Raw genomic sequence first — 21,281 nt, 5'->3', positions numbered from 1 at the left:
TCCCCCTTTAATCCGTATGTATGTGTCTGTATAGGAAGAAGGGGGCGGCCTGCGCCGTCCCCTTATCGCCCCTGTTTAGTCGTGGATATACTTGGTGATGATCCCTTCGATCGTGCCGTCTTCCTTGAGCTCCTTGAGCGCGCCGTTGACCTTGTCGAGCAGTTCGGTGTTGCCCTTCTTGATCGCCGCCGCGTAATCCTCAACGGTGTAAGCGGTGTCCAGGATCTGCAGGCCCTTGTTGGCCTCCACAAAGCTCTTGGCCGGCTCGTTGTCGATAACGACGCAGTCTACCTGGCCGTTGACGAGCGCCGCAACCGCCAGCGCGCCGTTGTCATAACGCTGTACCGCGTCCTCGCCGTAGTCGCCCGCGCAGTACTGGTCGCCCGTGGTGCCGGTCTGTACGCCGATCTTCATACCGGTCAGGTCGACGGACTTGACGGTGTTGCCCTCGTCGTCCTTCTCCTCATTCACCTTGACCTCCGCGCCTTCCGGCACGATGACGACCTGTACGCCGGTCGCATAGGAGTCGGTAAAATCGACGCTCTGCGCGCGCTCGGGGTCGACGGTCATGCCCGCGAGCACGATGTCGCCCGTGTCGGACTGCAGGCCCGCGATCAGGGACTCAAACGCCATGTCGGTAATCTCGAGCTTCATGCCCAGCTTGTCGGCGACCGCCTGCGCGATCTCCGCGTCGATGCCGGCCACGTTGCCGCTGTCGTCCACGAACTCATACGGCGGGAACGCCGCGTTCGTCAGCATGCGCAGGGTGCCGCCGTCCGCCGTGTTATCGGCCGCCGGGGTGTCCTGCTGGGCCGTATCCGCCGGGGTATTCGCGCTGTCGTCCGCCGGCTTGTCGCCGCCACAACCAGCCAGCGCCGCAGTCATAAGCATCGCGCCGGCGAGCAGGAAAGCTAACTTCTTTTTCATTGAATTTTGTCCTCCAAATCTTCTGGCAATTAGATAGCAAGTATTATTATACACTCAAGTGCGTAAAATGCAAGGTTTTTCTGCGTAAAAAAGCGCCGCCCTTACCCGGGGCGGCGCTTCTGTCATTTTCCGTCAGGGGCCGCCCGTAGCGAGCACGCCTTCCGGCAGCCCCGCGAGCGGGGACCAGTCGGCGACCGGGTTGCCGGCCGCCTTAATCTCGGCCAGGTTTTCCAGCCCCGCGAGCGGGGACACGTCGGACACCTGGTTGTTTTCAAAGTTGATGCGGGTCAGGCGCGCCAGCCCCTTGACCGGCGACAGGTCGGTAATATCATTCGTCTGCACATACAGCTCCTCCAGCTTGGGCAGCCGCGCGACGACGCTGATATCGGAAATGTTGTTTTTGCTCATGCCGAGCTGGCGCAGGTTCGTCAAGCTTTCCAGCGGCGACAGGTCGGAGATATCGTTCCCGCCGATATTGAGGAAGGTCAGCCCGGTCAGCCCCTCCAGCGGCGTGATATCCTGGATGCGGTTGTCCCCCAGCACCAAAAAGGTCAGGTGCGGCGTATACTTGAGCGGTTCCAGGTCCTCAACGCGGTTGCCGTATACATTGAGCGAGGTCAGGTTCGGCAGGTATTTGAGGTCCTCGAGCGAGCGGACGCCGGAAAAGCCGGTGATGTACTCGGTCGCGTCCAGCTCGGTCAGCGTCTCGGTCTCATAATAGTAGATGTCGCCCTCCGGCTTGCCGAGCGCGGCGCGCACGGCGGCTTCAAAGTTGGAGTCGCGCCAGCGGATTTTGGTCAGGGATTCAAAGTGCTGCGCCACGGTGTCAAACACCGCGTCGCGCACCGCCTGCCCGGTCATCAGCGTGCCGAACGCCGCGCCGGAGACCATGAGCAGCACCATCGCGACCTTCGCGGTGGCCGTGAAAATGCGGCGCGCCCTGTGGCGGCGCGCATCGCGGCGCGCGGCGGCATGGACGCGGCGGTCAAACCGGTCGGAAAACGCATACAGCCGCTGCAACTCCTCGCGCGGCGGGACGGCGCCCATTTCCTTTTCCCAGTTTTCCCGTACCGCGTTTTTCAGGAACGCTTCAAACAGCTCGTCGTCCAGGCGGTTGTCATACATCCCGGTTCACCTCCTCCCGGAGCAGCTTGGCAAGCATCTTCTTGCCGCGGTACAGGCGCACCTGTACGTTTTTGAGCGTGGTATCGAGCAGTTCTGCGATTTCCCGGTCGCTATAGCCGCCGATGTATTTCAGTTCAAACGTCGATTGATAGGTCGCCCCGAGCCGCGAGATCAGCCCGGTCAGCGTATCGTAATCCTCATGCTCGATCATGTACCGCGCCGGGCTAAACGAGGGGTCGGCCTCGCAGTCCAGGATTTCTTCCTCGATCGGCAGGGCGGCGCGGCGCTGCTCGTGCCGGTACAGGTCGATCGCCTTGTTCCGCGCAATCACGACCACAAGCGCCTTGGTGCGCTCGGGCGAAAGCCCCTGGAAGCGCCCCATACAGTCGATGATCTTCAAAAAGGCGTTATGCACGGCGTCCTCCGCGAGCGCCTGGTTTTTCAGCACGCGCATGGCGACGTGCAGCATAAGGTAACGGTGTTCCTCATAAAGCGTGGAAAAGCACCGGCGCTCCTCCTCTGTTTCCAGCGCGGCTAAATAGATCAGCACGCGTCCCCCTCCCTTGCCTGTTTTCTTCCATCATATCCCCCGGCCGGGCGGCCTGTCAAGCAAGTACGGCGAGTTCCAGATTTTTGCCGCGCAAAACCGTGAGAAGCTGCGGCAGGAACCCGCCCTCCGCATAGGCATAGGTGCGTACGCCGTCGCCATCCACCGCAAACGCCAGGCTGTCCCGGTCGAGCGACGGATGGAAAAACAGGCTGACCAGCCTCCCGCGCGGCGCCGCCTTGACCGCCTGCAGCATTTCGCCCTTGCGCTCCGCGAACTTCACGTAATCCTGCGGCGTGGGCAGGTAGGTCACCTCGCGCGCGCCCGCGCGTTCCTGCTCGATGCCGCCAAACGTCCGGGTGTTTTTATCCTGCTGGCAGATCACCTCGAAATACTCCGCCGCGATGCGCTCCTGCGCGGGTGTGGACGCATAGTGCGGGAACTCGAACGCGCGCACCGCGTAACCCAAGGTATCCGCGATCTCCAAGATGCGTCCCATCCGCCGCCGCACCTCCTTTTCGGAGAACGGCGTTTCGTCGCCGAACTCCGTGCCTTCCGCGCTGATCTCATCCCCCTGCTGGTGCGTCAGCCCATGGGCGACCAGTTCGCCGCCGTGCCCGGCCATAAAGTCAAGCGTATATAGGAACTGCGCATTATAGAAGCTGTAATTGCGGGTCAGGTCGTTGACGATACCCTCCTGCGGGTTGGCGTAGACCGGGATCCAGGCGATATAGTATTGCTGCCCGTGCCGGTACAGGTAGTCCGCCTGCGCGCGCAGCTTCTCCAGCCCCTCGTCGTCAAAGCGGCCGCTGATGCCGTAATCCGCGACGATGTCCTCCAGCCGCAGGTACGCCGCCTGCGCCGCGCCCTGTGCGGCAGGCGCGGTTTCCGGCGGCGCGTGGTAAAGCGTGACCGCCCGCGCATCCGTATCAAACACCGGCCACAGCCCCAGCGTCTCACATACATCATAAAGCGAACCATAGATCCGCCCGTTGATGCCGCAGGCAGGGCGGCTTTCCCGCCACGCCGCCACGCCTTCCCGCCCGGCCGCCCGGGCAAACGCGTCCCGCGCCACATACAGCCGCCCGCCCACGAAGTACGGCGCCTCGGCCATGGCCAGCCGGCCGTCCTGGTAAACAAACGCCGCGTCCGCGCGCACCGCCCCCGCCGGGACCTGCCCGCCTTCCACGACCTCGACGACCGCGTCCTGCTCGGGCGCCGCCGTCGTCGTCACATTATAAAGCGCGGACGCGAGTGCGGCCGCGCAAACGGCCAGTGCGCAGGCCCCGACGATCCTGCGCTGTATTTTTGTCCGTTTCATGGTCCTCCCTCCTGTCTGTACCCTATAAACGCCGGGGGCGCGCCGGGATACTACAAAGGCGGAGAGGAAATATTTTCACCCATGGCACAGGGAAGGGGCGCGCCCGTCCTGGGCGCGCCCCTTCGCGGCAACCGTTATCCCATTGCCTTGTTGATCGCCTGCTCGTCCACGCGCATGGCGAGGATCGTCTTCTCTACCAGCTCGTCCAGCGTCCAGCCCAGCATGTCCGCCCCCTGCCGGATGACTTCGCGCGAGCATCCCGCGGCGAACTTCTTGTCCTTGAACTTCTTTTTGACCGACTTGGCCTCCATGTCCTGCACGCTTTTGGAGGGGCGCATGAGCGCCGCCGCGCCGATGAGGCCCGTCAGCTCGTCCGTGGCGAAGAGCACCTTCTCCATCTCGTGCTCCGGCCGCACGTCGGCCGTGATGCCGTACCCGTGGCTGACGACCGCATGGATCAGCCGCGCGTCCAGCCCGCGCGCCTGCATCAGTTCCGCCGCCTTGATGCAGTGCTGTTCCGGGAACTGTTCAAAATCCAGGTCGTGCAGCAGGCCGGCAATGCCCCAGAAATCCGTTTCCCCGCCGTAACCGAGCGCCTGCGCGAAATACCGCATCACGCCTTCGACCGTCAGCGCGTGGCGCAGATGGAACGGCTCCTTATTATATTCCGTCAGCAGTCCCCACGCCTGCCCCCTTGTAAAATCCATACGTTATAGCCTCCTTTTTTCTGCCCCCATCATAACGCCGCGATTTCCGTTTGTCAACCGGGCGGGAAACGGGTATAATATCAAAAACGGGTGGACGGCTGCCAAACAACCCGTTGCCCACACCGTCGGAGGGCGCCTGGGGTATCAGCCCCGTCGGCAGGCACGCCTTTGCCGGGAAACGGTATTTTGCGGCAGCCGCAGAAGGAGGATTCCCATGCATAAGCCATATACCCTTGAAGTCTGCGCCGATTCGGTCGAATCCGCGCTTGCCGCCGAAGCGGGCGGCGCGACCCGCCTGGAGCTTTGCAGCGGCCTGGTGATCGGCGGGCTTTCCCCAAGCCTCGCCCTGTTCCGCGAGGTGCGCCGCCGCTGCCGCCTTCCTGTGCGCGTCCTGCTGCGGCCGCGTTACGGGGACTTTTTATACAGCGAACCGGAATTTGCCGTGCTGCTCGAGGAGGTCTCGCTGTTCCGCGAGGCCGGGGCGGACGGCGTGGTCGTGGGCTGCCTGACGGCGGACGGCGCGCTCGACATGCCCCGCATGCAGGCGCTGGTACAGCGGGCGGACGGGCTCCCCGTCACGCTGCACCGCGCGTTCGACATGGCCGCCGACCCGTTGCGCGCGCTGGAGGACGCACGCGCCCTCGGCGTGTCCACCATCCTGACGTCCGGGCAGCAAAATGCCTGCTCCAGCGGGCGCGCCCTGCTCCAGGAATTGCTGGGACGCGCCGGGGACGCCCCGGAAATCCTGATCGGCGGGGGCGTAAACGCCGCGGTCATCCGCGATTTCACCGCGGCGATGGGCGCGCGGCATTTCCACATGTCCGGCAAAGCCGTGCTGCAGAGTGGGATGCGCTGGCGCAACCCCGCGGTGTCCATGGGCGCGGCCTCACTCGACGAATACGCGGTATGGCGTACGGACGCCGAAGCCGTACGCGCGGCGGCGGACGTGCTGCAAACGGCATACCGCGCCTGACTTTTGTGCAAGTTCACAGAAATTTCACAATTTTATCTGTGACGGTTGGCTATTGATTTCGGGCAGGCCGCCCATTATACTGGAACCATAAGTTAACAACAACTTGGGTTGTTACTGGTAATGCAGGCAAGACCAAATTTCGAACGCGCAGGGAACTGCGGCGTATGAAATTTGGTCTTTTTTGTTTTTTTCATGGCATTCCGGGGAAAACTACCCCATGAATTTTGTAAAGGTGTGATATTACGATGTTTGGTAAATTGAAAGAAAAGCTCGGCCTCGGCGGCGACGACGGCCTAGCGGTCGGCGCGCCGGTAGAAGGCCAAGCCGTACCGCTTTCCGAAGTCAGCGACCCGACCTTCGGCCAGGAGATCCTGGGCAAGGGCGCGGCCATCCGCCCGAGCAAGGGCAGGGTCGTCAGCCCGGTCGACGGCACGGTCGAGACCATGTTCGACACCGGCCACGCGGTTTCGCTCCGCGCGGCGGCGGGCACGGAAATCCTCATCCACGTCGGGCTGGACACCGTCAAGCTGGGCGGCGAGCACTTCACAATCCATGCGAAAAACGGGGACCAGGTCAAAAAAGGCGACCTGCTAATGGAGTTCGACATCGCGGGAATCACCGGCGCGGGCTATGACATCATTACCCCGGTTGTCATATGCAACACCTCCGACTACGCCGATGTCTCCGCGGTGACGGGCTCCCCGGTTGCCGAGCTTGACCCGCTCATCCGTTTAAAAAAATAACTGCAGAGAAAGGATAGACAGCCAATGAAACGCATAGAATACACGATCACCGACCCCCTCGGCATCCACGCGCGCCCGGCCGGCCTGCTGGTCAAGGCGGCGCAGGGCTTTGAAAGCAAGATCACGATCGCGACCGACGCCAAGTCGGCCGATGCGCGCCGCATCATGGCGCTCATGGGGCTTTGTGTCAAGGGCGGCCAGGCCATCACCGTGACCTGCGAGGGCCCGGACGAGGACGCCGCAGCCGAAGGTATGGAAAGCTTCCTCAAAGCCAACCTATAAACAGCATCCCCATTTTCCGAAGGAATCTCGTTGGGTGGAACGGGTTTCAAACGTACCCCGGCTTTGCGTATCGCTGGGGAACATGACACACCGCGCCGCGGACTGCGGCGCACAGAGTAAAAAGGGAGGGTAATCGCACAATGTTAAAGTATTTGCAAAAGCTAGGCAAATCCCTGATGCTGCCGGTCGCTTGTCTGCCGGTTGCCGGTATCCTGATGGGCATCGGCTACATCCTGGCGCCGGCCGCCATGGCCGGTGAGGTCGCAGGCTTCGTCGCCGGCGGCCCCGCATATGTAATCGGTACGTTCTTGATCAAGGCGGGCGGCGCGCTCATTGACAATATGGCGTGGCTATTCGCCATCGGCGTCGCAGTCGGCATGGCCGACGACCACGAAGGCACCTCCGGCCTGGCCGGCCTGGTCTCGTGGCTGATGATCACAAAGCTGCTCAGTTCCGGCACGATCGCCGCGCTGACCGGTGTTGCCGCGGACGCAGTCAACCCCGCGTTCGGCAAGATCGAAAACCAGTTTATCGGCATCATCGCAGGCCTGATCGGCGCTACGTGCTACAACAAGTTTAAAAACACCAAACTTCCGGACTTCCTGGCATTCTTCAGCGGCAAACGCGCGGTCGCAATCGTCACCGCGGTATTCTCCATTGTCGCCGCGGCAATCCTGTTCTTCATCTGGCCGGTCGTTTACAGCGCACTCGTTTCCGTCGGCGAAGCCATCGTCAGCCTGGGCGCGCTCGGCTCCGGTATCTACGCTTTCCTGAACCGGCTGCTCATCCCATTCGGCCTGCACCACGCGCTGAACTCGGTCTTCTGGTTCGACGTCGCGGGCATCGCCGACCTGACCAACTTCTGGGGCAACACGGGCGTCCTGGGCCAGACCGGTATGTACATGGCGGGCTTCTTCCCGTTCATGATGTTCGGCCTGCCGGCTGCCTGCCTCGCTATGTACCACACCTCCAAGCCCAATAAGAAGAAGATCGTCATGGGCCTGCTCGCGTCCGCCGCGTTCTGCTCGTTCTTCACCGGCGTAACCGAGCCGATCGAGTTCTCGTTCATGTTCCTGGCTCCCGCACTGTACGTCGTACACGCCGTGCTGGCCGGCCTCTCCGCCGGTATCACCGTTGCACTCGGCATGCGCGCAGGCTTCTCGTTCTCGGGCGGCGTCATTGACCTGCTGCTGTCTTCCCGCCTGCCGCTGGCGCAGAAGGTGTGGCTGATCATCCCGATCGGCATCGTCGTCGCCATCGTGTACTATGTGGTCTTCCGCTTCGTCATCACGAAGTTCAACCTCAAGACCCCTGGCCGTGAAGACGACGACGTGGACGAGGAGAGCGTAAAGCTCGCGAACAACGACTTTACCGCCATCGCCAAGCAGATCCTTGCCGGCCTCGGCGGCAAGGAGAACGTCACCTCGGTTGACAACTGCATCACCCGCCTGCGCCTCGAAATCAAGGACTACACCGCCGTTGATGAAAAGGCAATCAAGGCTGCCGGCATTGCAGGCGTAATCCGCCCGAGCAAGAGCTCGGTCCAGGTTATCGTCGGCACGCAGGTACAATTTGTTGCAGACGAGTTCAAGAAGCTGTTATAATAGGAACCGAAGGGGATTCGTTCCACCACACATCCAGGGGGCGGGCAGGATTAACTGCCCGCCCCCTCCTTCCAGAACGCAGCATGGATAAAAGCGGCGCAAGTGGCCAAAACTAAGGCCGTATCCCCCATGCACTACATCTTAAGTATAGGAAAAGGAGGATGCATTCCATTGAAAATCATCCGTACAAAAGACTACGAGGACATGAGCCGCAAGGCCGCCGGCGTGATCGCGGCGCAGGTCGTTTTGAAGCCGGACTCCATCCTGGGGCTGGCGACCGGTTCCACCCCGATCGGCGCTTATAAGCAGCTGATCGCGTGGGGGCGCGCGGGCGACCTGGACTTCTCTGAAATCCGCACCTTCAACCTCGACGAATACCGCGGCCTGACCCGTGACAACGACCAGAGCTACTTCTACTTCATGCGCCACAACTTCATGGACGGCGCGGGGATCCCGGTCGAGCGCACCGACATCCCGGACGGCTCCGAGCCGGACGCGGAGCGTGAATGCGCGCGTTATGACGCGGCAATCCGCGCGGCCGGCGGGATCGACCTGCAACTGCTCGGCATGGGGCATAACGGCCATATCGGTTTTAACGAGCCGGCCGATGAATTCCCCAAGGGCACCCACTGCGTCGACCTGACGGCGAGCACCATCGAAGCCAACAAGCGCTTTTTTGCAAGCGAGGCCGACGTGCCGCGCCAGGCTTATACCATGGGCATCCAGACCATCATGTCCGCACGCAAGGTCCTGGTCGCCGTCAGCGGCGAAGACAAGGCCGATATCGTCTACAAGGCGTTCTTCGGCCCGGTCACGCCCCTCGTCCCGGCCTCCATCCTGCAGATGCATCCCGACGTCATTGTTGTTGCGGACGAAGCCGCGCTTTCGCGGTGCAAACTCTGAGAAACAGGTGATGTTTTAAATGATTATCCGAAACGCCAAGGTGTTCCGTGAGGACGGTACCTTCGTCCGGCGCGACGTCTATATCGCGGGCGACCGCTTCGTCGATTCCCCGGAGGGGGAGGTTATCGACGGCAGCGGCTGCTACGCGATCCCCGGCCTTGTAGACGTGCATTTCCACGGCTGTGTGGGATATGATTTCTGCGACGGCACCCCGGAGGCCATTTCCGCAATGGCCTCCTATGAGGCGAAAAGCGGCGTGACCGCGATTTGCCCGGCGACCATGACCTATCCCGAGGACAAGCTGGCAACCATCTGCGAAACGGCGAAGTCCTACGAGGCCGGCGCGGGCGAGGCCGCGCTCGTCGGCATCAACATGGAGGGCCCGTTCATCTCGATGGCCAAAAAGGGCGCGCAAAACGGCGCGTTCCTGCACCAGCCGGACACGGCAATGTTCCGCCGCCTGCAGGCGGCTTCGGGCGGGCTGGTTAAGCTGCTCGATATCGCGCCGGAAGAGCCGGGCGCGTTTGAAACCATTTCCGACCTCAAGGACGAAGTCACGATTTCCATTGCGCACACGGCCGCGGATTATGAGACGGCCTGTGAAGCCTTCCACCGGGGCGCGCGGCATGTGACCCATCTATATAATGCCATGCCTCCATTCTCCCACCGCGCCCCCGGTGTGATTGGCGCCGCGTTCGACGCGCCGCACTGCCACGTCGAGCTGATCACGGATGGCGTGCATATCCACCCGAGCGTGGTGCGCGCGACGTTCCAGCTTTTCGGGGACGACCGCGTCGTCCTCATCAGCGACAGCATGATGGCGACCGGCCTGCCGGACGGCGAGTATTCCCTCGGCGGCCAGGCGGTCACGGTGACCGGCAACCGCGCGACCCTGCACGACGGCACCATCGCCGGCTCCGCCACCAACCTGCTCGACTGCCTGCGCACCGCGGTGCACAAAATGGGCGTCCCGCTCGGTAGCGCGGTCAAGGCGGCAACGGTAAACCCGGCCAAATCCATTGGGATTTACGGCGCATACGGCAGTATCGACGCGGGCAAGTTTGCCAACCTCGTGCTGCTGGGCAGCGACCTGCACCTGGAAAAGGTCATCCTGCGCGGTGAAATCCTGAATTGACCCTTTTTACCCTTTTACCTGATACACCCTGCCAAACCATGAGGGGAAAGGCCCGGCCGCCAATGCGCGGCCGGGCCTTTCCCAATTCTTACGCTCGCCTTTTCCCAATCCCTGTGCTATACTGGGTAATAAGAAAGCGGCGCGCCGGGCGTACCCAGGCCGCCCGGCGGCATACTCGAAAAGGAGGGGAACCCCTATGTTGTCTTCGCATATCCAGCTATATTTTATCGGATTCCTGCTGTCGTCCTTTGGCGGCTATATCCCGACGGTGGGCGGCCTGTGCAGCCTCGCCGGCTTGATTGTCTGCCTTGTCGCGCTCAAGCGCCTGAGCGGCGAGAACCAGCACCTGAACGACGCGTTCCGGTTTGAGGTCTACGCGGTCTTTGCCGCAGTACTGGTGCTGCTCGCCATGGTCATCCCGTTCCTCGCGCTTATCCTGCCGATCGTATCGGTGGTGCTGTCCCTGCTCGCCATGTACCACTTGTTTTACGGCTTTGAGGAAGTGGCCGCCACGCACCGCCTGGCTTATCCGCAGGGGCGGATGCAGCAGTGCTTTACGGTCTCCATCCTGAGCGGCGTGGTTGGCGTGGTCGTCTCCATGCTCTCCTACGCAATGCCGGGCTTCTCGCTCGTGTGGATCGTGACGCTGGTCGGCGTGGCGTGCTCGATTATCATCACCGTGTGCCTCTACCAGTTCCTGCAGGCCGCGAAGCAGGCAAGCCTATAACCCCAGGCGATCACAAAAGCGCCCCCGTCCATCGGACGGGGGCGCTTCTTTATTTGCCGGCCATCAGGCCATAATCCCTGCAAGGATGCCTTCGCGGATGCCGGAAACCTCGGTCTCCCGCACCTTCTTGCGCAGCGGCAGGATGCGCGAGGGCGAAACCGAAAGCTCATCCACGCCGATCGACAGGAACGTTTCGGTCAGGTCGAGGTCCGCGCCCAGCTCGCCGCAAATGCCCATCCAGATGCCGTGCTTGTGGGCGTTGTCCGCCGTCATCTTGAGCAGGCGCAACAGCGCCGGGTGGTGCGGGTCAAAGAAACGGCCAAGCGTATCATTCTGCCGGTCGACCGCCAGCGTATACTGCGTCAGGTCGTTCGTGCCGACGCTGAAGAAATCGACCTCCTGCGCCAGGCGGTCGCTGATCATGGCGGCGGCGGGCGTCTCGATCATGATGCCGAGTTCCACGTCCTCCGCGAACGCCACGCCTTCCGCGCGCAGTTCCGCGCGTACCTCTTCAGCCAGCTTTTTGGATTCCTGCACTTCCCACACGGAGGTGACCATCGGCAGCATGATTGCGACCTTGCCGAAGGCGGAAGCGCGGTACAGCGCGCGCAGCTGGGTCTTAAAAATTTCCGGGCGCGTCAGGCAGATGCGCAGCGCGCGCAGGCCCATCGCCGGGTTTTCCTCGTGCGGCAGGTTGAAGTAGGCCGCCTGCTTGTCCGCGCCGATATCCAGCGTGCGGATGATAACGCGCTTGCCCCCCATCTTCTCCGCGACCGTGCGGTAGGCCTGGAACAGCGTCTCCTCATCCGGGTAATCGCTGGATTCCAGGTACAGGAACTCGCTGCGGAACAGGCCGATGCCGCCCGCATCGTTTGCCAGCACCGCGTCGAGGTCGGCCGGGCTGCCGATATTGGCATACAGCATGACCTCCTGGCCGTCCTTCGTTACGTTCGGCTGCCCCTTGAGCTGGTCGAGCAGCGCCTTCTGACCGCGCTCCTCGTCCTGTTTTTTATGCAGCCGCGCGGAGGTTTCCGCGTCCGGCTCGATAAACGCCTGGCCTGCGGAGCCGTCGATCACGGCCTGCTTGCCGTCGTACGCCTCTTGCAGCGCGTCGCCCGCGCCGATCACCGCGGGGATGCCCATGGTGCGCGCCAGGATGGCCGTATGGGAATTGGCGGAGCCGCCCTGCGTGATGAAGCCCAGGATCTTGGACTTGTCCAGCTGCACGGTCTCGCTCGGCGCCAGGTCGTCCGCCGCGACGATCACGGGGATATCGGAATGGATGCCGCCGCCCTCGCTGCCGGTCAGGATCCCCAGCACGCGGGCGGACACGTCGCGCACGTCGGCCGCGCGCGCCTGCATGTAAGCGTCGTCCATCTGGGCAAACATATCCGCAAAGGTGTCCGCGGCCTGCTGTACGGCATACTCCGCGTTGACGCTTTCATCCGTAATCATCCCGGTGATGGATTCGCAGTAATCGAGGTCCTCCAGCATGAGCTGGTGCGTCTGGAAAAGCATCGCGCCCTCCTCGCCGACTTCCTGCAGCGCCTTTTCATAAAGCGCGCCAAGCTGGGCGACCGCCTTGCCCTTCGCCGCCTCAAAGCGCTGTACCTCGGCCTGCGCGTCCGCTACCGTATGGCGCGAAGTGTCCGCCTGGCCGCGGCGATAAAAGCAAATGGGTCCAAAGGCCACGCCGCCGCATACGCCTTTCCCGTTGATCTCTACCATCTATTGCACTCCCTTTCGGTTAGTTTTCCTGGTAAGCCGCGCGATATGCACGGTCAGGTATAGCATTTCCTCACTGCCAAGCTCATATTTATACTTTTCCTGCACGAAGCCCTTGATTTTTTCCGTGCACTCGTACGCATCCCGGTGCTTATAGCGGATGACCTCGAGCAGTTCGGTATCGTCGTCCTCATAGTGCGTGCCGCTGCGCAGGCGCTGCGCGAAAAACTTGAGGTGCGTGATAAAACGGTAATAATCCAGCGAATCCTCATCAAACTCCATCTGGAAGTTGTTTTTTACGATGTTGCAGACCTCCTGCATGATATAGGTGATATCATACACGTTGGACATTTGCTCGCCAAGCTGCGCGTTGACAAAGTGCATGGCGATAAACGCGGCCTCGTCCTCGAGGAACTCGACCCCGGTCTCCTCCAGGACGATCTGGTTTGCCTTGCGGCCGACCTCGTACTCGTCCCGGTAAAAGCGGCGGATATCCCACATCAGCGGGTTTTTGAGCAGGATGCCCTCCTTATAGCGGTAAATGGCCGTGGAGATATGGTCGGGCAGCGTGACGTAAATGCTGTCGTTCAGGCGCTTGCCCAGTTTGATCTTGGCGTAATTGATAATGCGTTCGCTCATCAGCATGTGCGCCATCGGGATGTTGGCCAGCAGCTGCTGGAACTTATCCGCCACGCCCTCATCCGTGATGATGAAGGTCTTTTCAATTTTTTCCGGGTCGATCCCGTCCCCCGGCTTCCCTTTGAACGCCAGGCCGCGCCCCATCACAATGACTTCACGCCCCTGTTCGTTCCGGGTCACCGCAACATTATTGTTTAGAACCTTCTCGATCTTCATCCTGCTACCCCTAAAATAAAATAAGGCAAAACGAAAGCATAAGCCAATCCTTCGTTTTGCCTGCATTACCAGTCACAATCCCTTTATTCTCTAATTAGTATAAACAATTCGCACAGCCGTATCCATTGTCAGAGTGCATAAATTTAACAGCCGTTTTTTGTGCTGCAAAACTTTATGAAAGCGGAAAAGCAAGCGGTATCCGGCAGGGGCCACGGCGAAGCGCCAGCCGCGCTAGGAGGCGGGAAAGCGCATGGTACACGCAAGCGTTAAACGCCTTCCCCGCCGCACCATGCGCAAGGCCGCCGTGCTTACAGCTTGCCGTCGATCTCCAGGAGCGCATTCATGTAGACGCGGATGCCGTCCAGCAGGTCGGAGATGCGGATCGCCTCGTTCGACTGGTGGCCGCCGCCCAAGCGCTCGCCCGCGATTGGCTGGCTGCTGTTCGGCCCGTAGGCCAGCGCATCGGGGATCATGTGCGCGTAGGTGACGCCGCCCATCGTGTACGGCTGCAGCTCCTTGCCCAGCGTGCGGTTGCATACGTCCACCAGCGTGCGCACGATGGGCTGCTCCGGGTCGATATAGCGCGGGTCGCAGTTGTCCAGCACCTCGCAGGCAAAGCCCGCCGCGGCCACCGTTTCGCGCACGCGTTCCCGGATGGCCGCCCCATCCACCGCCGTGCCATAGCGCACATTGAGGTACTGGTTCAATACGCCATCCTCCAGGCGCGCCATGCCGCCGATATGGGTCGTACCGCCGAAAACCGCGTCGGAAAAGTCCACGCCCAGCTCGCGGCCGTGGCAATCCGCCAGCACGCCGCCCAGGAACCGCAGCGCCTCGAGCGCCCCGCNAGGCCGCGCGCGAGGCGGCCGATCGCGTTGACGCTGCCCTCCGGGAAGCCGCCGTGCCCGGCCACGCCGGTCGTGGATACCTTGACATACGGCCCGACCGGGATGACGGAAAAGGCGTCCTCCCCTGAAAACAGGCGGCGGACATCCTCATAGCCAACGTGTTCCAGCAGCGCAAACGCCGAGTCCGGCACCATGTTGCGCACGGAACCGCCCCGGAAATCCACGAGATTGCCGCCCGCGACCGGGTGCGTGATCCGCACCTCAAGGCTGCCCTTCTCCCCGATACAGACCGGGAAGGCGGAGTCCGCAATGAGCGTCAACGCGGGCGTGGGCGCGTGCTGCAAAAAGTACTGCACGTCCATCATGTCCGCCCCGGTCGCCTTGCGCCCGCAGCCGAAAACGATCTGCACCGTATGCTTAAACCGGAAACCGAAATCGCGGATACACTTGAGCAGGTAGATCAGCAGCGCCGCCGCGCCCTTGTTGTCGAGCGAGCCGCGGCCGCACAGGCAGCCGTCGATGATGCAGGGCGAAAAGGGGTCGAAGCTCCAGCAGTCGTTCTCCGGCGCGGTATCCAGGTGCACCATAAAGCATATAGCCTCGTCCGTTTCGCCGGGCAGCCAGGCCGTCCCGCAGTAATACTCGTAATTGTGGGTCTCGAAGCCCATCGACGCGCAGATGCCGAGCGCCTCGTCCAGCACGCGCGCGCAGCCCTCGCCAAATGGGTGCGCCGCGCCTGCCTCGTACTCGCTGATGCTCCTGATGCGCATCATCTGCATGGCATGCGCCAGCATATTGTCCTTGTTGAAGGCGATCCATGCCTCCATCTGCTGCCTGAAGTCCATGACGCCAGCCCCTTTCCCTGCAACCTTAGGTATCTCCATTATACCGGACGGAAGGGGATTGTCAATGCGTTTGCCGGAGGATAACAAGATGTGTGTAGCCGGGGCGGAAACGCGGCAAGATCGCTGCCCGCCCGCCTATTCCCGTGCAAAATTGCGCAAAACCGCCTGCCAGGTATGTTATCTTGCTGACTTGCCCCCGCCGCATTGACAGGCGCGCCCGCGCGGACGTATACTGATCCCAGAATAACTCCCCTGGAAGGCGGGACGGTGTCCCCCGGCCAGGCTCCATCTTCTATGAAAACCCATCCAAAAAGCCATCCCCAATGCAAAAGCCGCTGACGTTTTCCCGTCGGCGGCCTTTCGCAATTTTGAGCCGGAAAAGGAGGTACCCGCCATGCCAAAAGTACCCGCGCCGCGCCGTTTTGGCCTGTTCCTGCCCGCCGTATTCTGCACGCTGCTCTGGGGCAGCGCCTTTCCTGCGGTAAAGGCCGGGTACACGCTGTTTGCCATCGGCGCGGACGACACCTTCACCAAGGTACTGTTTGCCGGGGTGCGGTTTGCGCTGGCCGGAGCCGCCGTGCTGCTCTTTTCCAGGCTGTCCGGCCGCAAGCGGGTACTGCCGCGCCGCGACCTGCTGCCGGATGTCTTTTTGCTGTCTCTGACGCAGACCGCCGTGCAGTACGCGCTGTTTTATATCAGCCTTGCGCGGATTTCCGGTTCCAAGGGCGCGATGATCAACGCCACGGCGGTCTTTTTTTCGGTGATCTTCGCGCATTTCATGTTCAAGGCCGACCGCATGACCGCCGGCAAAGCCATCGGCTGCGCGCTCAGCTTCGCGGGCGTCATCCTGGTGAACCTCGCGGGCGGGCTGGACGGCTACGGCGGCTTCTCCTTCGGCGGGGAGGGGCTGATGTTCATTTCCGCCATGTGTACGGGCGTTTCCTCCCCCATCACCAAACGCATCACCGAACGCGGCGGCGACCCGATGCTGGCGACGGGCTGGCAGCTTACGATCGGCGGCTCGATGCTGCTCCTGCTCGGCTTGGGCGGCGGCGGGCGGTTTGCCGCAATCTCTCCCGCGGGTGTGGCGCTGCTCGCATACCTCATCTTCCTGTCGGCCGCGGCGTTTACCGTGTGGAGCGTCCTCCTCAAATACTACCCCACAAGCCGTGTGGCAGTGTACAATTTCCTTGTGCCCGTATTCGGCACGCTGCTTTCCGGGCTGTTCCTGCACGAAAGCGTGCTGAGCGTGCGCAACCTGTTCGCGCTCGTGCTGGTGAGCGGCGGCATTGCCCTGGTCAACCACAAACGCAGCGCAGCCGCCTGAAGGCGCCAAGCGCCCGCCCCCTTTCCCGGGGGCGGGCGCTTTTTTTACGGCTTTCCGTGCTGCGCGCGCCACGCCGCGATTTGCCGCATGCGCTCCCGCACCCGCGCTTCCTTTCCCTGGTCCGTGGGGCGGTAATACTCCCGCCCGGCGAGCGAATCCGGCAGGCACTGCATATCGGTCATCTTATCCTGCGTATCGTGCGCATACTGGTAGCCCTCGCCGTAGTGCAGCTCCTTCATCAGCCGGGTGGGCGCGTTGCGGATCACCAGCGGCACCGGCTCGGCGAGGTGCTCCAGCGCGTCCCGCTTGGCCGATTCGTAGGCCATATAGAGCGCGTTTGACTTGGGCGCGAGCGACAGGTAGGTCACCGCGTGCGTCAGGTGCACCGTGCATTCCGGCATGCCGATAAAGTGGCACGCCTGGTACGCCGCGACCGCGACCTCCAGCGCGCGGCTGTCCGCCATGCCGACGTCCTCGCTGGCAAAGCGCACCACGCGGCGCGCCACATAGAGCGGGTCCTCGCCCGCCTCCAGCATCCGCGCGAGCCAATAGACCGCCGCCTGCACGTCGCTGTTGCGCATGGATTTGTGCAGCGCGGAGATCAGGTTGTAATGCTCCTCGCCGTTTTTATCGTACAGCAGCGACTTTTTGCTGATGCACTGCTCGAGCGTCCCGCGGCGCACGACGGTCTTTTCCCCCTCGCGGTCGCCGTTGAGCACGACCATTTCGAGCGTGGACAGCGCGACCCGCGCGTCGCCGTTTGCAAACTCCGCGAGCATGTGCAGCATATCGTCGGAAATCTCGATCTCCTGCCCGCCGAAGCCGCGCGGGTCATCCAGCGCCTGGCGCAGCAGCGCCGTCAGGTCTTCCGGCGCGAGCGCCTGCAGGACGAATACCTTGCAGCGGGACAACAGCGCGGAATTGATTTCAAACGACGGGTTCTCGGTTGTCGCGCCGATCAGGATGATGCTGCCCTTTTCCACAAACGGCAGGAACGCGTCCTGCTGCGCCTTGTTGAAACGGTGGATCTCGTCCACAAACAGGATGGTCTTTTCCCCGAGCAGCCGGCTGGTCTCAGCCTTCTGCATCACTTCCTTGATCTCCTTGATCCCGCTCGTCACCGCGCTGAAATCAATAAAATGCGCCTGTGTGCGCCGCGCAATAATGCGCGCCAGCGTCGTCTTGCCGACCCCGGGCGGCCCCCAAAAGATCATGGACGAGATCTGGTCGCGGTCGATGAGCTGGCGCAGCACCTTGCCTTCGCCCAGCAGATGGCGCTGGCCGACATATTCCTCCAGCGTGCGCGGCCGCAGCCGGCTGGCCAGCGGGCTGCCCGCCTCAGGATTTTCAAAAAGGGATTGCTGCTGCATTTCCCCACCGCCTTCCTTTCCTGCCCTGTACGGGCGTTTCCTTCTGTTTATAGTATAAAACATTTGTTCTGCATATGCAAATAAAACCTGCGCAGGATTTCCTGCGCAGGTTTTTTATTTGCTTGTCGCCGCACCTGAACCGCCGCCGGGCACAAACTTCATCCCTTTGGCGCGGCATGTGGAGGCCGCCCCGGCGGCTGCATTATCCTATGCGGCAGCCGTCCCCGGGGTGCGGTAAAAAAAGCGCCGCTGCAACGTATGCAGCGGCGCCTTCGCCCCCTGGTTAAATCAGCATCTTGCCGCCCGCCATGGTGAGCGCGACGCCGGTAATATAGTTCGCCTCATCCGTCGCGAGGAAGCGGATAAAGCCGCCGATTTCCGCCGGGTCGGCCATGCGCTTCATCGGCACGGAGCCGACCAGGTAATCCTGGTACTCCTGTGCGGTCATGCCCTCGAGCGGGCCTCGGGTCTCAAAGACTTCGCGCAGCATTTCCGTGTCGACATAGCCCGGGCACACCGCGGTCACCGAAATGCCGTACTGTGCAAATTCCAGCCCCATCACCTGCGTCAGCGTGTTGAGCGCGCCCTTGCTGACCGAATACGCGCCGTTGCCGAACTCGCCCATGCGGGAGGAGATTGAGGAGACCGAAATGATCTTGCCGTGCGGCACCTTGTGCGCGATCATGTTCTTTGCCACGCAGCGGCTGAGCAGGAATACCGCGCGCAGGTTGATGCCGAGGATCGCGTCCCAGTCCTCCGCGGACAGGTCGAGCAGCATGGAGGACACCGAGCGCCCCGCGCAGTTCGCCAGCACATGGATCGCGCCCGCCTGGCGGCCGACTTCCGCCACAACGCGTTCAATTTCCTTTTCGTCCGACATGTCGCCCGCCACCGCGATGACCTCGGCGCCGGTTTCGCTGTGCAGCTTTTCCGCAGCCTTGGCCAGCCGCGCGCCGTTGCGGCCGACAATAAACACCCGCGCGCCGCTCTCCGCGAATTTCTGCGCCGTGGCATACCCGATGCCGCTGCCCCCGCCCGTCACCAGGCAGTTTTTCCCTACAAAACGTCCATCCTTCATTTGCTGTACCCTCCTGCTGCCTTTAAAGATAGAATGCCGGCTTTTCCTGCCGTGGGATCGTTACGGTCGTCTGCGTATCGCGCGACTGCGAGGCGGCCTGCGCCGTAACCTGGCCAAGGTATCCGTCCCATGCGGTCGGCCCGTCCACGCGCCCTTCGCGCGACGCATCAAGCCATGCCTGTATTTCTACATTATACGCTTCTTCAAAACGGTCTGTCCAGTCCTCGTACAGCGGGTGCGCGCAGGACGCCGCGTGCCGCTCCACGACAAGCGACGGGTCTGGCAGGCTGACGATGCCGTCCTCGCAGCACACCTCGCATTTGATATCGTACGCATAGCGGCAGCAGATAAACGCCTCCACATCGATCTGGATGCCGGATTCCGTCTTAAGGCGCATAATCTGCGGGGAATGCAGGTGTTCGTTGGAATAGCGGGTCTTTTTGGCAAACACGACCTGCACCTCGGCGTAGTCCTCGCCAAGCAGCCAGCGCAGGATGTCGATCTCGTGGATCAGCGAGTTTTCCACCGCCATCGGCGTATCGTAGTAATCCGGCACGCTAGGTACGCGGTGCGCGCAGTGCACCATGAGCGGCAGGCCGTATTTGCCGGAGTGCACCGCCTTCTTAAGCTGGTTATACGCCGCGTCGTACCGGCGCATAAAGCCGACCTGGAGCAGCTTGCGCCCCCCCGCCATCTCGGCCTCCATGATGCGGCGGCACGCCTCCGGCTTGGGCGCAAGCGGCTTCTCACAGAACACATACTTGCCTGCGTGGATTGCGGCGAGCACATATTTTTCATGGTATTCGTCCACCGTGGTGACGATCACGGCGTCCACGCCGTCCGAGGCGGCGAGCGCCTCGCCGTCTTCAAAAAATTCGCAGCCGTAACGCCCGGCCACCTCCCGCCCGAACGCCGTATTGACGTCGCTGCACGCCACGACGCGCCCGCCGCGCAGGCGCCCGTTGATGCGTTCGATATGGGTGCGCCCGATTGCGCCGGTGCCGATCAGGCCGATCCTAAGTTCATCCATGTTGCATACTCCTTTTCCAGTTTAATACATGCCCTGAGCGCAGTTCCGGCGGACAATGCACTGCATTTGTCCGCCGGAAAAAGAATGAAGAGAGAGATGTTTACGGCAGGTATTCGCCTACGTTGGCTTGGTCGATGCCGATCGCGGGGATGTACCGCACGCAGTCGGTAAAGCCTTCCGGCTCGCGGCCGTTCAGGATATCGTCGACCACGCCCGCAGTCGCTTCACACAGCCCTTCCGCGTTCTGGCTCGCGGTAAAGGCCATTGTGCCGTCCTTGATGGCGAGCAGGCCGCCTTCGGTCGCGTCCACGCCCAGGATCGGGACTTCGATCTTGCTTGCACCCTGGCTGACAAGGGCTTCGATGCAGCCGAGCGCCATGTCGTCGTTATTGCACACGATTGCGTCATAGGATTTGCCGGTGCCGAGGAACTGGGTAAACTTATCCATGGACTTTTCACGCACCCAGTCGGCGGTGTCTTCAAATACATAGTTGACCTTGATGCCCGCTTCGTCCATGCCCTTCTTAAAGGCGTCGGTGCGGCGCACGGTCGGGTCGTTGCCGAGGGTGCCGAGGAACAGGACGACGTCAATCTCGCTCATCCCCTTGCCCTTGCAGTAGTCGGCCAGGTATTTTGCCTGCAGGTCGCCGCAGTCCGCCTGGTCGCAGCCGATGTAGACCGATTTGCCCGGTAGCGCGTCATAGTCCGCGCCGCGCTGGTAGAATACGATTTCCGTATCGCCCGCCGCGTCGATCAGTTCTGCAGTCGAGTCGATCTGGTTTACCATGACCAGGATGAGGTCGTAGCCGTCTGCCGCACAGGCGGAAACCTGTGAAAGCTGCGCGGATACGTCGCCGTTTGCGTCAAATACCGTAACTTCGTAGCCCTTGCCTTCAAGCGCCTTCTTGGTCAGCGTCTCGCAGGTGGTGATGAACTGGTCACGGAGCGGCAAGCACACCGCGACGCGCTTGGCCGTGCTGGCCGGTTCCGCAGGCTTTGCAGTGTCGCTCTGTGCGGGCTTGTCGGCGCCGCCGCCCGTGTCCTGCGCAGCTGGTTCGCTCCCGCAGCCGGCCAACGCGGCAAACAACATCGTACAGACAAGGCCTAACGACAATAACCGTTTTCTCATGATTTTTGCTCCTTCCGCTTTCCCACTTTTCTCGTAAATTTCAGCACTTTTCAGGTGTATTATACCCGTTAAATGCTGTA

Annotated in this window: 21 protein-coding genes; 8 read left to right on the top strand and 13 right to left on the bottom strand. The window is 62.0% G+C overall.

Translation table 11 applies throughout. The features are described from left to right. Positions 1-75: 75 nt before the first annotated feature. The 5 genes from CZ203_RS13350 to CZ203_RS13330 form a co-directional block, all read right to left on the bottom strand. Complete coding sequence (locus CZ203_RS13350) at positions 76-927, bottom strand: transporter substrate-binding domain-containing protein (protein ID WP_087066595.1); 852 nt, start codon at positions 925-927, stop codon at positions 76-78. A 132-nt stretch (positions 928-1,059) separates the two neighbouring features. Continuing rightward, a complete protein-coding gene (locus tag CZ203_RS13345; RefSeq protein ID WP_087066594.1) occupies positions 1,060-2,052 on the bottom strand; it encodes a leucine-rich repeat domain-containing protein in 993 nt (330 codons plus the stop codon). Beyond that, on the bottom strand, positions 2,045-2,602 hold the full coding sequence (locus CZ203_RS13340; RefSeq protein WP_087066593.1) for an RNA polymerase sigma factor: 558 nt from the start codon (positions 2,600-2,602) through the stop codon (positions 2,045-2,047). Before CZ203_RS13340 ends, CZ203_RS13345 begins: the two co-directional genes overlap by 8 nt. A gap of 55 nt (positions 2,603-2,657) precedes the next feature. Continuing rightward, a complete protein-coding gene (locus CZ203_RS13335; RefSeq protein WP_087066592.1) occupies positions 2,658-3,920 on the bottom strand; it encodes a DUF2334 domain-containing protein in 1,263 nt (420 codons plus the stop codon). Positions 3,921-4,054: 134 nt separating this feature from the next. Then, positions 4,055-4,627 (bottom strand): hydrolase, encoded by a 573-nt coding sequence (locus CZ203_RS13330; protein ID WP_087066591.1) that lies wholly within the window; start codon positions 4,625-4,627, stop codon positions 4,055-4,057. Between the two features lie 214 nt (positions 4,628-4,841). Here CZ203_RS13330 and CZ203_RS13325 point away from each other — a divergent pair, with 214 nt between their 5' ends. The 7 genes from CZ203_RS13325 (at position 4,842) to CZ203_RS13295 (ending at position 10,994) form a co-directional block, all read left to right on the top strand. Next, positions 4,842-5,600, top strand: a complete 759-nt coding sequence (locus tag CZ203_RS13325) for a copper homeostasis protein CutC (protein WP_087066590.1) — start codon at positions 4,842-4,844, stop codon at positions 5,598-5,600. Between the two features lie 245 nt (positions 5,601-5,845). Continuing rightward, positions 5,846-6,343: a PTS sugar transporter subunit IIA gene (locus CZ203_RS13320; RefSeq protein WP_087066589.1), complete on the top strand. Its 498-nt coding sequence runs from the start codon at positions 5,846-5,848 to the stop codon at positions 6,341-6,343. Between the two features lie 24 nt (positions 6,344-6,367). Beyond that, positions 6,368-6,625, top strand: a complete 258-nt coding sequence (locus tag CZ203_RS13315; RefSeq protein ID WP_087066588.1) for an HPr family phosphocarrier protein — start codon at positions 6,368-6,370, stop codon at positions 6,623-6,625. A 140-nt stretch (positions 6,626-6,765) separates the two neighbouring features. Next, positions 6,766-8,229 carry an N-acetylglucosamine-specific PTS transporter subunit IIBC gene (gene nagE, locus CZ203_RS13310; protein WP_087066587.1) on the top strand — a complete coding sequence of 488 codons (1,464 nt, stop codon included), beginning with the start codon at positions 6,766-6,768 and terminating at the stop codon, positions 8,227-8,229. A gap of 171 nt (positions 8,230-8,400) precedes the next feature. Next, the gene (gene nagB, locus CZ203_RS13305) at positions 8,401-9,132 is read left to right on the top strand and encodes a glucosamine-6-phosphate deaminase (protein WP_087066586.1); all 732 of its coding nucleotides are present in this window, start codon (positions 8,401-8,403) and stop codon (positions 9,130-9,132) included. Between the two features lie 19 nt (positions 9,133-9,151). Beyond that, positions 9,152-10,267, top strand: coding sequence for an N-acetylglucosamine-6-phosphate deacetylase (gene nagA, locus CZ203_RS13300; protein WP_087066585.1), 1,116 nt, complete (start codon positions 9,152-9,154; stop codon positions 10,265-10,267). Between the two features lie 196 nt (positions 10,268-10,463). Further along, positions 10,464-10,994: a hypothetical protein gene (locus tag CZ203_RS13295; protein ID WP_087066584.1), complete on the top strand. Its 531-nt coding sequence runs from the start codon at positions 10,464-10,466 to the stop codon at positions 10,992-10,994. A 63-nt stretch (positions 10,995-11,057) separates the two neighbouring features. On the opposite strand, the gene ptsP is transcribed toward CZ203_RS13295, so the two are convergent. From ptsP to CZ203_RS13275, 4 genes are all read right to left on the bottom strand, one after another. Continuing rightward, positions 11,058-12,722 (bottom strand): phosphoenolpyruvate--protein phosphotransferase, encoded by a 1,665-nt coding sequence (ptsP, locus tag CZ203_RS13290; protein WP_087066583.1) that lies wholly within the window; start codon positions 12,720-12,722, stop codon positions 11,058-11,060. Next, positions 12,723-13,574 carry a BglG family transcription antiterminator LicT gene (gene licT / locus CZ203_RS13285; protein ID WP_087066582.1) on the bottom strand — a complete coding sequence of 284 codons (852 nt, stop codon included), beginning with the start codon at positions 13,572-13,574 and terminating at the stop codon, positions 12,723-12,725. A gap of 308 nt (positions 13,575-13,882) precedes the next feature. Then, entirely contained in the window at positions 13,883-14,281 is a 399-nt protein-coding gene (locus CZ203_RS13280) for a zinc-binding metallopeptidase family protein (protein ID WP_087066581.1), read from the bottom strand. Then, on the bottom strand, positions 14,278-15,009 hold the full coding sequence (locus tag CZ203_RS13275; RefSeq protein ID WP_456236206.1) for a M20/M25/M40 family metallo-hydrolase: 732 nt from the start codon (positions 15,007-15,009) through the stop codon (positions 14,278-14,280). The genes CZ203_RS13280 and CZ203_RS13275 overlap by 4 nt, the downstream gene beginning before the upstream one ends. Positions 15,010-15,661: 652 nt before the next feature. On the opposite strand from CZ203_RS13275, the gene CZ203_RS13270 reads away from it, so the two are divergent. Continuing rightward, positions 15,662-16,594, top strand: coding sequence for a DMT family transporter (locus CZ203_RS13270; protein WP_087066579.1), 933 nt, complete (start codon positions 15,662-15,664; stop codon positions 16,592-16,594). Between the two features lie 44 nt (positions 16,595-16,638). Here CZ203_RS13270 and CZ203_RS13265 read toward each other — a convergent pair whose 3' ends face one another. The 4 genes from CZ203_RS13265 to CZ203_RS13250 all read right to left on the bottom strand — a co-directional run bounded on the left by CZ203_RS13265 (position 16,639) and on the right by CZ203_RS13250 (position 21,201). Continuing rightward, on the bottom strand, positions 16,639-17,964 hold the full coding sequence (locus tag CZ203_RS13265) for a replication-associated recombination protein A (RefSeq protein ID WP_087066578.1): 1,326 nt from the start codon (positions 17,962-17,964) through the stop codon (positions 16,639-16,641). Positions 17,965-18,247: 283 nt separating this feature from the next. Then, complete coding sequence (locus CZ203_RS13260) at positions 18,248-19,042, bottom strand: SDR family NAD(P)-dependent oxidoreductase (protein ID WP_087066577.1); 795 nt, start codon at positions 19,040-19,042, stop codon at positions 18,248-18,250. 22 nt (positions 19,043-19,064) lie between these two features. Then, complete coding sequence (locus tag CZ203_RS13255) at positions 19,065-20,072, bottom strand: Gfo/Idh/MocA family oxidoreductase (RefSeq protein WP_087066576.1); 1,008 nt, start codon at positions 20,070-20,072, stop codon at positions 19,065-19,067. Positions 20,073-20,172: 100 nt separating this feature from the next. Continuing rightward, positions 20,173-21,201: a substrate-binding domain-containing protein gene (locus CZ203_RS13250; protein WP_087066575.1), complete on the bottom strand. Its 1,029-nt coding sequence runs from the start codon at positions 21,199-21,201 to the stop codon at positions 20,173-20,175. Positions 21,202-21,281 lie beyond the last annotated feature (80 nt).

Source organism: Intestinibacillus massiliensis, assembly GCF_900155735.1.
GTDB lineage: Bacteria > Bacillota > Clostridia > Oscillospirales > Butyricicoccaceae > Intestinibacillus > Intestinibacillus massiliensis.
This window is presented reverse-complemented; position numbering and strand designations above follow the sequence as displayed.